General features: G+C 50.5%; 8 protein-coding genes. 2 read left to right on the top strand and 6 right to left on the bottom strand.

Annotation, left to right across the window (positions count from 1 at the left end; translation table 11 throughout):
* Positions 1-34: 34 nt before the first annotated feature.
* From KIU71_RS07035 to thpR, 3 genes are all read right to left on the bottom strand, one after another.
* Positions 35-2,236, bottom strand: coding sequence for a M3 family metallopeptidase (locus KIU71_RS07035; protein WP_214130486.1), 2,202 nt, complete (start codon positions 2,234-2,236; stop codon positions 35-37).
* A gap of 173 nt (positions 2,237-2,409) precedes the next feature.
* Positions 2,410-3,264 (bottom strand): formyltetrahydrofolate deformylase, encoded by an 855-nt coding sequence (purU, locus tag KIU71_RS07030; RefSeq protein WP_214130485.1) that lies wholly within the window; start codon positions 3,262-3,264, stop codon positions 2,410-2,412.
* A gap of 49 nt (positions 3,265-3,313) precedes the next feature.
* On the bottom strand, positions 3,314-3,877 hold the full coding sequence (gene thpR, locus KIU71_RS07025; RefSeq protein WP_214130484.1) for an RNA 2',3'-cyclic phosphodiesterase: 564 nt from the start codon (positions 3,875-3,877) through the stop codon (positions 3,314-3,316).
* A 149-nt stretch (positions 3,878-4,026) separates the two neighbouring features.
* Between thpR and hrpB the strand changes: the two genes are divergently transcribed.
* A complete protein-coding gene (gene hrpB, locus KIU71_RS07020) occupies positions 4,027-6,630 on the top strand; it encodes an ATP-dependent helicase HrpB (protein ID WP_214130483.1) in 2,604 nt (867 codons plus the stop codon).
* 6 nt (positions 6,631-6,636) lie between these two features.
* Here hrpB and KIU71_RS07015 read toward each other — a convergent pair whose 3' ends face one another.
* Positions 6,637-7,791 (bottom strand): lytic murein transglycosylase, encoded by a 1,155-nt coding sequence (locus tag KIU71_RS07015; RefSeq protein ID WP_214130628.1) that lies wholly within the window; start codon positions 7,789-7,791, stop codon positions 6,637-6,639.
* A gap of 299 nt (positions 7,792-8,090) precedes the next feature.
* On the opposite strand from KIU71_RS07015, the gene mrcB reads away from it, so the two are divergent.
* Positions 8,091-10,481, top strand: coding sequence for a penicillin-binding protein 1B (gene mrcB, locus KIU71_RS07010; RefSeq protein WP_214130482.1), 2,391 nt, complete (start codon positions 8,091-8,093; stop codon positions 10,479-10,481).
* Between the two features lie 11 nt (positions 10,482-10,492).
* On the opposite strand, the gene cydB is transcribed toward mrcB, so the two are convergent.
* Entirely contained in the window at positions 10,493-11,503 is a 1,011-nt protein-coding gene (gene cydB / locus KIU71_RS07005; protein ID WP_214130481.1) for a cytochrome d ubiquinol oxidase subunit II, read from the bottom strand.
* Positions 11,500-12,876: a cytochrome ubiquinol oxidase subunit I gene (locus tag KIU71_RS07000; protein WP_214130480.1), complete on the bottom strand. Its 1,377-nt coding sequence runs from the start codon at positions 12,874-12,876 to the stop codon at positions 11,500-11,502. The genes cydB and KIU71_RS07000 overlap by 4 nt, the downstream gene beginning before the upstream one ends.
* Positions 12,877-12,885: the final 9 nt, after the last annotated feature.

The following is a 12,885-nucleotide window of genomic DNA, read 5'->3' as shown; positions in this document are numbered from 1 at the left end:
AGCGCTCTTTTGCAGACCCTACTAGGACGTTTGGCTAGTTGCCGCCGTTCTCTTCACTTTCAACAGGAAAGCCTCGGTCGCGCATCAGCGCTTCAACGTTGGCGTCACGGCCGCGGAACTTGCGGTAGGCTTCTGCTGGGTCCATGGCGTTACGCACAGAGAACAAGTATTTCACCAAGCGATCGCTTACCTCTTTGTCGTAGAACCCACCCGGTGCTTCAGCAAAAGCTTCGGCGGCATCGGACGTGAGAACTTCGGCCCACATATAGCCGTAGTACGCTGCGGCATAGCCTTCGCCAGAGAATACGTGGCCAAAATGCGGCGAGCGATGGCGCATTACGATTTCCTCTGGCATACCCAACGCACTTAGCTGTTCACGCTCGAAGGAATCCGGATCAATATCAGCTGGATCGGTAGTGTGATAGAGTAAATCCATGATCGCAGAGGCCATGTATTCCGTGGTTTTAAAGCCTTCATTAAAGGTAGCCGCTGCATTGATCTTTTCCACCAGCTCGGCAGGAATGGGCTTGCCGGTTTCGTGATGCACCAAGTAATTGTTAATCACTTCGTCGGTTAGCAACCAACGCTCAAGCAACTGCGACTGAAACTCAGTGTAGTCTCTAACGCCCGACTGGGATGTTGGGTACTTCACGGTGGCAGACAAGAAGTGCAATGCATGCCCAAACTCATGGAAATAGGTTTCGGCGTCGTCCCATGAAATGAGCGCTGTTTCTCCTTCAGGCGGCTTGACAAAATTACTATTATTAGACGATAGCACCGTTTTCTTTCCATCAAAGGTTGTATGGCTGCGATACATGGTTGCCCATGCGCCCGAACGCTTACCCTGGCGAGCGTATGGGTCTAGGTACCAAAGGCCAATGAAGTCGCCAGTGGTTTTATCGTTAACCTCCCAGACCTTAACATCAGGATGGAAAACCGGTACAGAGCCTTCGGCAACGGGTTTGAAACTAAAGTTAAACAAGCGCCCAGCCACATAGAACATGGCTTCTCGCAACTTGTCCAATTGCAGATATTGTTTCACTTCATCTGAATCGAGATCGTATTTGGCCTTGCGCACCTTTTCTGCGTAAAAACGGTAATCCCACGGCTTAATGGTAATATCCGCGCCTTCCTCATCGGCAATGGCTTGCATGTCTGCCACTTCTTCTTCAACTCGCGCAAGCGCGGCAGGCCACACCTTCATCATCAGTTCCATGGCGTTTTCAGGATTCTTCGCCATGCGATCTTCCAACCGCCACTCTGCATAATTGTCGTAGCCAAGTAACTTAACGCGTTCATGACGTAGCGTTAGGATCTGTTTGATCAGCGCCTTATTATCAAACTCGTCGTTATTATCACCGCGGTTGTAATACGTTTTCCAAACCTCTTCACGTAGCTCACGGTTAGTGCTGTAGGTCAAAAACGGATCCATCGAAGAACGCGTGTTAGTAATCGCGTACTTACCTTCTTGCCCTTTGTCTTTGGCGGTTGCTGCAGCCGCGTTGATGAAAGACTGAGGCAGTCCATCGAGTTGATCTTCGGTGATATAGATGACATAGTTTTCTTCATCCGCTAACACGTTAGTGGAGAACTGCGTATGTAATTTAGCCAGCTCCTGATTAATTTGCGCGTAGCGTTCTTTGGCTTCCTCGTCCAGCGTTGCACCGTTACTGGCAAAGCTATTGTACGTCAGCCAGGTGACTCGCTGCTCTTCGTCGGTCACTGTGTCTAACTCATCACTTTCATAGACCGCTTTGACTCGTTGAAACAGTGCATCGTTCTGAGTGATTTTAGAGAAAAATGCCGACAGCTTTGGTGACATTTCTTTTTGAATTTCGCGAAACTCCGGGCTCGACATGTTGGAGCTCCAAATGCCCCAATAGGTAAAGACGCGCTGTAATTCACTGCCAGCACGTTCTAACTCAACAATCGTATTTTCAAAGGTGGGTGCGGCAGAATTATTGGCGATGGCATCGACTTCAGCCAGATTAATTTCCATTGCCTTTTCAAGCGCGGGTTTTAAATCGTCTAAGTTCATCTTGTCGAACTGAGGAACGCCGCCGTATGGGCCCTTAAACTCCTGAAGCAGGACATTGTCGAAAGTTTGCTTTTGCGTGGCATGCTGCGCCGTCGTCGGCGACTTTTCAGCGCCTGACTGGGCTTGTTTATTCTCACTGCAAGCGCTCAGCGCAAGTGTGACGGCAAGTGCCGTTAACGTTAAAAGTGGTTTATTCATAGTCTTTCCAGTGCTTGTCGTTTTGATTATTGATGGGCCGGTTATTTACGATGAATAGGCCCTTCCTATTGTTAGTATATAAAATCGCACACGGCCGCAGTCGCTGCGTAATCGCAAATATGTGGCCGTGTGTTGTGATTTAAGTTTAGCGGATCGCCGCAAAGAGGGAAACTTTAAGCAAATACCACCGTTTTATTGCCGTGAATAATAACGCGGTCTTCCAAATGGTAGCGGAGCCCATGCGCTAGCGCCGTTTTTTCGCAATCTTTGCCTTTTCGAACCATATCACTGGCTGAATCAGAGTGGCTAATGCGTTTAACATCCTGTTCAATGATAGGGCCTTCATCAAGATCGGCTGTCACGTAGTGGCAGGTGGCACCAATCAGTTTTACGCCCCGGTCATACGCCTGTTGATAGGGCCTGGCACCGGCGAAAGAGGGCAAAAAACTGTGATGAATGTTAATCGCGCGGCCCTGCCAACGCTGGCACATCTCATCCGGAAGTATCTGCATAAACCGCGCAAGTACCACCACGTCTGCGGCATAGACGTCGAGTTGTTGCTGTATCTTCGCAAAAGCGGTGCTTTTGTCTTGCGCGCTAAAGTCGACAAACACAAATGGAATATCATACCAATCCGCGAATGCTCTGATTTTTTCATGATTGGCAACAATGCACGGGATGTCACACATCAACTCGCCCGTGTGGTGGCGATGTAAAATATCCACTAAGCAGTGTGATTCATGGCTGGCTAGAATAGCCACACGCTGCTTAACGTGCGAATCATTCAGTTGCCAGCGCATGTTGTATTCATCAGCTAAAATCGCAAACGCCTTCTTAAAATCAGAATGGCCAATGTTAACACTGTCAGCGTGTATCTCGTGGCGCATAAAAAAGCGCCCGGTTTGCAGATCGGTGTGGTGGTTAGCTTCAACAATACTGGCGTTGTGCTCCGCTAAAAAACTTGCGACGGAGGCGACAATACCCACTTGGTCGGGGCAATCTATGATAAGGCGAAAAGTTTGTTGCATGAGCAGTCTATACGTCTTGGTGGCTTGTGCCTCTCATCATAGACTACATTTAATGGCCTGAGCTATTCATTTTATGGCTGGGGGAGCGAAAGGGCACCGTGAGTGGCCAGCGCAACCTGACAGGGTAGGTAACACCGCGATCTGTTGACACCGACTCAAATAAGCAGAATGCACTGAATTCTATTGGTAGGTTAGGTTCGAATAGCGGGGGCGGCACAGGCGGCATACACTTCCGAGCAAGCGTGATGTGGGGTACATATTCACGCTCGCTAAGCTGCAACCCGGCCCGACGAGATGCCGCAACACATCGCAGTTGTAACGAGCTCAACTGTGGTGGTTTTTCGCTGCAACCCAACCATGCCACGGGCGGTTTCTGCCAATAGCCGAAGTGATCAATGGTTAGCGCGAATGGGGCGCAGTCTATTTCACCCAATGCTGTTTGCAGTCGGTCGAGCTGGGGTTCAGTCACCTGACCCAGAAACGCAAGTGTGATATGAAAGTTTGGCGCGGGTACCGGTTTCTGGTTTAAACCAGCAAGCCAGGCTTTCTCACGCCACGCGTCAACGGCCTGTTTTGCGTGCGATGGTAGCTCTAAACCAATAAAATAGCGCATATAATCCTGTCCTGCCCGCCGTGTAGAAAAGTATCAGCCAGTGATAAAACACGCTGTACATCGTCAATTTACGATATCATAAAGGCGCGTGGCAAATCACACCCAAACCCATTTTTGTACATGCCCCATTGATTGAACAGGAGCCTGTGTTGACTTCCACTGAGACAACATTACTACCGATAGAAACCTTTCTAGGCCCGATAGCCGAACGTCTGAAAGATGGCAATGTGATCCTCAGTGCGGCACCCGGTGCGGGAAAGTCAACGCGGTTATTGCTGCACTTACTCAGGTGTAGCGAAAGTTGGTCTGGAAAAATTATAGTTCTGCAACCACGACGTGTTGTCGTTAGAGCACTGGCTCACTATTTGGCTGCGCAACTGGGAGAAGTTGTAGGGCAGCAAGTGGGTTATCGTATTCGCGGAGAACGAAAGGTAAGTTCATCAACCCGACTAGAGATAATCACTGAGGGAGTACTTACCCGGCAGTTTCAAGCCGATCCTGAGCTGTCCAGTGTAGGTTTGCTGGTGTTTGATGAATTTCACGAGCGCAACGTTCACGCCGATTTTGGGCTAGCATTAGCGATTGAATCGCAGCAAGCCTTGCGACCTGACCTACGCTTACTGATCATGTCAGCAACATTAGACGTACCCGGCTTAGCGCACACACTTCCCGAAGCTGCTATTGTTGATGTGCCGGGGCGGCAATTCCCTATCCACTATCACTATCATCCACTGTCTACTCAACAGGCCCGGACAAGTGGGCAGTCAGTCTCACTTTCGAAGCAACTCACAGCGCATGCGGTTTCATTGCTGCCTGACGTGCTGGCCGCCCACACGGGTGACGTGTTGGTATTTCTACCCGGTGCAGCAGAAATTAAGCTTGCTATGACGGCAGCCTGTGTTCCGCCAGATACCGTATTGGTGCCTTTGTATGGCGGGCTGACCAAGCAGGAACAGGATCGCGCCATTCAACCCGACAGACAAACTCGCCGCAAGGTTGTTTTGGCAACGAATATTGCAGAAACGAGTTTGACCATAGAAGGAATTCGTATCGTCATCGATACGGGGCTGGAGCGCAGAGTCAAACTCGATTTACGCAGTGATATTGAGCAGCTGGTCACGCTGCGGGTCAGTCAGGCTTCGGCCCATCAACGTGCTGGCCGAGCGGGAAGAATGGCTGAGGGGCACTGTTATCGACTCTGGTCTCCAGCGCAGCAGGAGCGTTTAGCTGCGCAGGCGCCAGTGCCGATGCTGGAATGTGATGTCACCGACATGGTGCTGCACGCGAAAGTGTGGGGTACTGAACTGGATCAGTTGCCACTCATTTCACAACCGAGCCGCGCGCAGCTGGATTCAGCGCGAACCCAGTTACAGTGGTTACGGGCAATATCCGACGATGAGCGCGTCACCGAACATGGTCGGGCATTGTTGCGTGTGCCCCTTATTCCGCGCCTGGCACATATGCTTCTGAGTATTCAGGACACACAAGGTAAGGATAGCGTTTGGCTTCATGCCGCTGCATTTGTGGCCATGATGGATGAGTTTGGTGCGACCTTCGATCACGCGCAAGTGAACGAGCGGTTGCGCGCATATAAGCACAGTAGAAATACTGCGAGTGCGATGCGGCACAACGACATGCAACGTATTGAGCAACGAATGATCGCCTTGTTGGCTCTGTTCGATATTCGCTTTGATTTCATCGCGCTTAAAAGCGTTAGCCACGAACAATTAGCGGTATGCAGTGCGACCGCGTGGCCAGACAGAATTGCTTTCGCCACGGATACAGGCCGCTTGAAGTTATCCGGGGGCAAGCAGGCGAGTCTTCAGCGCGACACTTTCGTGACTCCCGGTAATTGGCTGAGTGTTGTCGACATTCGCATTAATCCCAGTGGTGAACCGATAGTGTACGCCTACGAACCAATCTCTCTACAACTTCTTGAAGAAGCCTTACCTAGTGACTTCACTCAATCTGATATGGTTCTGTGGGACGATAACACCCAGCGCTGGCAGCGACGACAAACACGCAGTTTCGGCGCGATTGAGTTCGCGCACCAAGCACTAGAATTCAATTATTCGTTATCACAGCAAGCCGAATCAACGCTGCAGACACTATGGCTTGACCTGCTCCATAATAAGGGTGTCCAGTGGCTGCCATTAAGCGCCGAGGCTCAGTCGCTACTGCATCGCTGCCGGATAGCGCAGCAATGCACTTTATCGGAAGCGCTGTCACCTTGGCCTGACTTCAGTGATGAGGCATTGATTGCGACCGCGACAGACTGGTTGATGCCTTTTTTGGGTAATTGCCGTTCTTATAAACAACTTTCCACGCTAGCGTGGCCTGAATTGATCCGAAATCGGCTGGATTGGACACAACAACAATGGCTTGATCAGCAATTACCCAAGCGATTAAGTCTACCGACGGGAGACAACGTTAGCATCGATTATTCCTGTGTTGACCTGCAAACCGACTTAAGCCAACAAGGGGCTAAAATTTCCGTGCGCATGCAGTACGTTTTCGGATTAGCGGTGTCACCGTGCTTGGCAAACGGTGAACTTGGGCTGAGTTTTGAGCTTTTATCGCCGGCACATCGACCACTGCAAACCACCCGTGATCTCGGCCAGTTTTGGCAAAGTGACAGCTACACCGCGATTAAAAAAGAAATGAAAGGCCGCTATCCAAAACATTTATGGCCGAATGATCCGGCCAATACGCAACCTACCAAGGTCACCAAAGCGAAAATGCAGCGCGGCTAATCTTACTTAGTCACTCAGTAAGCGCTGCTGGATCTCCAGGCTAGGAAAACCATCAGCTACCAGGCCATTGTCAATTTGATAGTGGCGGATCCCTTCGCGGGTGGCCGGACCGATAATGCCATCAGCGCCGCCGACATCATAGCCTTTGGCGGCCAGCGCCAATTGCATATTCTTAATATCAGCGCGTGCTAGTGCCGGTAAGTCAGGTAGTGGTGCTGTTAACGCCGGGGCCTTGATAATGCGGTCGGCTAGGTGCCCGACGGCGATGGCGTAGAATTCTGAGTTATTCCAGCGCATGATGGTGTTGAAATTTTTATAGGTTAAGAACGCTGGCCCAGAATGGCCGGCAGGCACCCTTAGCGTACCTTTAACATCGCTGTCGGGAAGTTCAGAGCCATCAGCATACATTACGCCTAATGCTCGCCATTGAGCAACGCTGCGTTGGTGACTTTTGCCAGCTAGTGCGAAATCAAAATCGTTGGGTAAGCGTACCTCTCGCCCCCATCGCAGACCGGGTTCCCAGCCAAGCCGATGCAAAAAATTGGCCGCTGATGCCAATGCATCCTGTTCACTTTCCCACAGATTAATACTGCCGTCACCATCGCCATCAATGGCGTATTGGGTATAAGTTGAAGGCATAAATTGGGTGTGGCCCATTGCACCGGCCCACGAACCCTGCATGGCACTCGGGTCGAGTTTTTCACGGTCAACCAATTTTAACGCCAACAATAATTCGTGTGTGAAAAAACGTTTCCGCCGTGGGTCGCACGCCAGTGTTGCCAATGAGTCCAAGGTGGGCATATTGCCCTTATATCCGCCGAAGTTTGTTTCCAAACCCCAAAAGGCCATCAGGTAATGGCCGGGAATACCAAAGCGTTGATTAAGTTCAGCCAGAAACTCAGCGTGCTTAGCATACATTTCACGACCTTTATTAATACGCCATTCATTCACGCGCTTGCTAAAATAAGCCGGAAAGGTCTGCACAAATTCTGGTTGATTGCGATCAAGCTCGATCACGCGAGGCTGGTAGGAAAGCGACTTGAGAACATCGCGCGCCGACTGGCTCACTCCCTCTTCGTTCGCGAGCGAATCCAGTGACGTTAAGCATTGAGAAAATGAGTTTTCCTGCTCCTGTGCGGATAATCCAGCACTGCAGATCATCAATAGCGCCAGCGCGATGGCTTTTGGTGGCCGGAAAGACGGTAACACGTGATCTTCTCCAAAATGATAATTGACGACAACAAAGTCGCTACTGATTTAAAGACCTCCATGCTAGCGGAATGTTCACTGTATCGGTACAGTTAGTCGGGTGTATTTGAGAAATATATCGACGACGAGCATTAACATGATGTGGTTGGCGATGGAATCCACGTTCAGGGGGTAGCAATTTTCGTTGTGGTCACGCAAAATTAGGCTTTAAGCACCTTGCTCAAGGTGTGCCCCTCAAGAGACTGGACGCATTGACTAAAAAAACTACCCGAACACCCAAACCACGCAGCACAAAAACGAAAGCGAGTTCAGTGAAATCGTCAAAGAAGCCGTGGTTCTGGTCGTTATTCTGGAAGCTTGTGTTGGTCAGCGTGGTCGCGTTAGCTGCCTACCTTTTCTATCTAGACGCCACCATAAAACACCATTTCACCGGCAACAAATGGCAAGTGCCAGCACAGATTTACGCGCGTCCTTTGGTTATCTCACAGGGTCAGGAAATTACGCCAAGAGAAGTGGTCGATGAATTGGTGCTACTGGGCTATCGCAAAGTAGCAAATATTGATGGTAGTGGTGAGTACTCATTACGCGGCGATGCGATCGCGTTCATGCGCCGTGGTTTTCACTTTGTCGAAGGGCAACAGGGGCAACGGCTGATCCGAGTGACGTGGAACGGCACTCGCATCGCTCACATTGAGGAGGGCTCGGTCATCGATGATACCTGGCTGAATGCAGAGCGACTCGATAAAATAAGTTTAGAACCGTGGCTAGTCACCCGGTTAGTCAGTAATGAACGCGAAGACCGCATGCTGCTCGATATCGACACGGTTCCCCCTATGCTGGTTAAAGCATTGACATTGGTGGAAGACCAAAACTTTTACAAACACCATGGCGTAGCGCCGATGTCGATATTGCGCGCGTTTATGGCTAATTTAGCGGCAGGACGCACCGTGCAGGGCGGTAGCACGCTCACACAGCAACTGGTCAAGAATCTTTATTTAACCCGCGAAAAATCCATTGTACGCAAGGTCAAAGAAGCATTAATGGCTGTTGTCATTGACGCGCGTTATTCCAAAGACAGGATATTGCAGGCCTACCTTAACGAAGTGTTTATCGGGCAGAACGGTGGGGTTGGCGTGCACGGTTTTGGGCTGGGGAGCCACTTTTATTTTGATCGGCCTGTTGATGAGCTAAACACGGCAGAAATAGCGACTTTGGTCGGGTTAGTTAAAGGACCATCTTACTACAATCCCCGCCGTCATCCTGAGCGAGCCGTGGAGCGGCGTGATCTGGTGCTGCGTATTCTGTTTGAAAACAACGAGATCAGTGCGGACGACTACGAGATGCTGGTCAACCAGCCATTACAAGTCGCTAGCGGTGCAACCCTTGCGAGTGGAAAACACCCTGCATTCATGGATAAAGTGCGACGCGAATTGAATGACATTCTGGCCGACCCGAACATTCGCGAATCCGGTGTTAAAGTCTTTACGTCACTGGATATTAACGCGCAACGACGCGCAGAACGGGCGCTAGAAGAGACTGTCACGCAGTTGGCTCAGCAGCAAAAAGTTCCGACATTGCAAGGCGCGATGATGGTCACTGACATCGGCAGTGGCGAAATTCGAGCGATTGTAGGCAGCAAAAACGTTGAGTTTAGTGGCTTTAACCGTGCATTGGATGCGCGCAGACCTATTGGCTCTTTGATCAAACCTGCAATTTATCTGGCTGCGTTGGAGGAACCCGCGCGATTCAATCTGGCCACGTTGCTGGAAGATAAACCATTGTCTTTTGAGGATGAAACCGGCACGTATTGGCAGCCCTTGAATGCAGATAAAACCTTCCGTGGTGAAGTGCCATTAATCGACGCCCTCACACAATCGCTGAACGTGCCGACAGTCAACTTGGGGCTGGCGGTGGGGCTGGACACCATTGCCTACACGTTACGCAGACTGGGAGTGACCACGCCAATCAAAGAAGTACCTGCGCTGACTTTGGGTTCAGTTGAGCTCTCACTATTGCAAGTGAATCAAGTTTATCAAACCCTCGCAAACACCGGTGTCTACAAGCCGGTGCATGCGGTCAACGCGATCGTTTCGGCCAATAATCGCCTTATGTGGCAACACAGTGGCTATGCGGAACAACGTGTTGATGACGCAGCCACTTACCTTACCAATTTTGCACTGCATAAGGTCACTGTTGAAGGAACCGCCAAACGTATTAGACAGCAGTTCCCACGCGTTAACATGGCCGGCAAAACTGGCACGACTGACGATTATCGTGATAGCTGGTTTGCGGGGTTTGATCGGAATGTTCTGGTGACTACCTGGCTGGGCGAGGACGATAATAAACCTACCGGATTAACCGGCGCCAGCGGTGCACTGAGCGCATTTATAGCCTATCAAAAGCGGCAGGAACCTAAGTCCCTGTCTCGCCGTTTTCCTGATGGATTGGGCATAGCGCACTTCTTGCCCGCCACCGGTGAGGTCGTGACGGCAGGCTGTCCTAATGCATTGAGCGTACCGGCAATATTGGACGTGCTACCGCTTTCGCAAGTTGATTGCAGTGGCCGGGCACAACCCGAGCCACGCAACACAGAAAAGTCTGAGGACAAACGCTCCTGGTGGGAGCGCTTGTTTGGTGGTTAGTCTCTTGCGCGCTAGTAGTATCTAAGCGCCGTTGTTTTGCCACGAAAGGTGGTATAAGCAAAAACGGTATAACCAGCAATCATCGGCAAAACTAATAAAGCACCCACTAACATGATCCTCAGTGATTCGGGTGCGCTGGCGGTTTCATAGATGGTCAGTTGCCCCGGTACCACATACGGATAGAAGCTTAACGCCAAGCCGGCAAAGCAACACAAAAATACCACCACAGTCATCAAAAAGGGGACCCAGTCACCCCGATGGCCTTCCAGCGGTAAACGTTTTAGTACCTGATATCCAACCGCAAACATACTGAAACACAGCAGCGGAATCGCACCAATAAAGTACGCCATGGGTATGGTCGTCCAGCGCTCCAATACAAACGAGTTGATCAGCGGGTTGATAAAGCACACGGCCAGAATGCCCGCAAACGCGATGGCTCCTGAATATTTCGCCCACCGCAAAGCGCGTCGATGCAGTTCTCCTTCAGATTTCATAATTAACCAGGTACTACCAATCAGAGCATAGGCAGTGGCAACACCGAATGCGCTGAGGATACTGAAAAATACACCACCGACGGTGTACTCAAACCCCATCACGAACATGCCCAACACAAATCCTTGTGTTAGCGTGGCGATCAAAGAACCAAGCTTAAATAAGTAATCCCATTGCCGCTTCTGGGTCACTGACACCTTTGCTCTGAAATCAAATGCCACGCCGCGCAATATTAAACCAATTAGCATGAAGGTTGCGGGCAGATAAAGCGCATGCAGTATTTCACTGTGCGCAGCAGGAAAGGCGACCAAAAGCAGCCCAATCGCTAATACCAGCCATGTTTCATTGGCATCCCAGAACGGCCCAATGGAAGCAATGGCGCTATCTCTTTGTTCGGCGTTATCCATCGGCAGCAATAAGCCCACGCCGAGATCGTAGCCATCGAGTACTGCGTACAAAATAACAGAGAGCGCCATCAGAACAGCAAACACCAGTGGAAGATTCTCATCTGCAAAAAGCCAGTCAATCATGCGCTAACCTCCTTCCTCATACTGCCTCTCGTAATTCCTTTTTGTCGCTCACGTTCTTCAGGTTGAATTTCTTCCAGCTCGACTGAACGGCGCGCCATTAAAAATAAAGTTCGGATGTAGGCGATCAACAGTGCTACGTAAATTGAAAGATAGATAGCCAGCGTGAGCATCACATTACCCGAGGCAATGTCAGTGACGGCGTCCTGTGTTTTTAGCACACCCGAGACCAAATAGGGTTGTCGGCCAATTTCAGTGACATACCAACCTGCAAGCGTTGCAATCCAACCACTAAACGTCATGCCCATCACAACTTTCAGTTGCAGTTGCGTCAATGAGTCACGTCGGTATAGCCGCCAGCTACACCACCACGCCACCATGATCATTAGTAGCCCAGTGCCGACCATCACACGAAAACCAAAAAACAAAGGCTTTACAGGTGGGTGTTCACCTTTAAATTCATTTAAGCCTTTAATTTCGCCATTCAGGTCGTGCGTAAGAATCAGACTGGCAAGTTTCGGAATGCCAATGGCATAGCGATTTTCGCGTGCGTCCTCATCTGGAATAGCAAACAGCAGCAGAGGCGCGCCTTTCTCTGTTTCCCAAATGCCCTCCATTGCGGCCACTTTCTGAGGCTGGTACTCAAGCGTATTGAGCCCATGTAGGTCACCAATAAAGGCTTGTGTTGGCGCTAGCAGGGCTGCACTGAACAGGGCGGTTTTTAAAGTGACTTTGGGCGCTTGTTTACTATCGCCCCGGTACATTCGATACGCGGAAATACCGGCGACAAGAAAACAGACCGTCAGCGCGGAAGACATCAGAACGTGCGCAAAACGATAAGGAAACGAAGGATTAAAAATAATTGCTAGCCAATCGGTAGCATGTGCGACACCCTCGCGCATCTCGAAACCCGCAGGGGTGTGCATCCATGAATTCAGTGCGATGATCCAAAACGCAGACATGGTGGTGCCTAAAGCCACCAAAAAGGTGCTCAGGGTATGAACCCAGCCCGGTACGCGGTTAAAGCCGAACAACATCACACCCAACAATGACGCTTCCAAAAAGAACGCCGTGAGGATTTCGTAAGCCAGTAGCGGACCTGCGATGTTGCCGATGGTTTCCATAAAGCCTGGCCAGTTCGTTCCAAACTGGAACGACATGGTGATACCGCTAACCACACCCAACGCGAACGTCAGCGCGAAAACCTTCACCCAAAAACGGTAGGCCCTCATCCACACGGGGTGACCGGATTTGTCATAGCGCAACTTAAAGTAAACCAGCAACCAGCCCAGCGCGATCGTGATGGTTGGAAACAAGATGTGAAAGCTTATATTGGCTGCGAACTGAATGCGTGACAGCATGAGTACGTCTAACATAACTACCTC

The organism is Alteromonas oceanisediminis (genome assembly GCF_018474025.1).
GTDB classification, from domain to species: domain Bacteria; phylum Pseudomonadota; class Gammaproteobacteria; order Enterobacterales; family Alteromonadaceae; genus Alteromonas_E; species Alteromonas_E oceanisediminis.
Note: the sequence above shows the minus strand (reverse complement) of the source record. Positions and strands in the feature narration are given on the sequence as shown.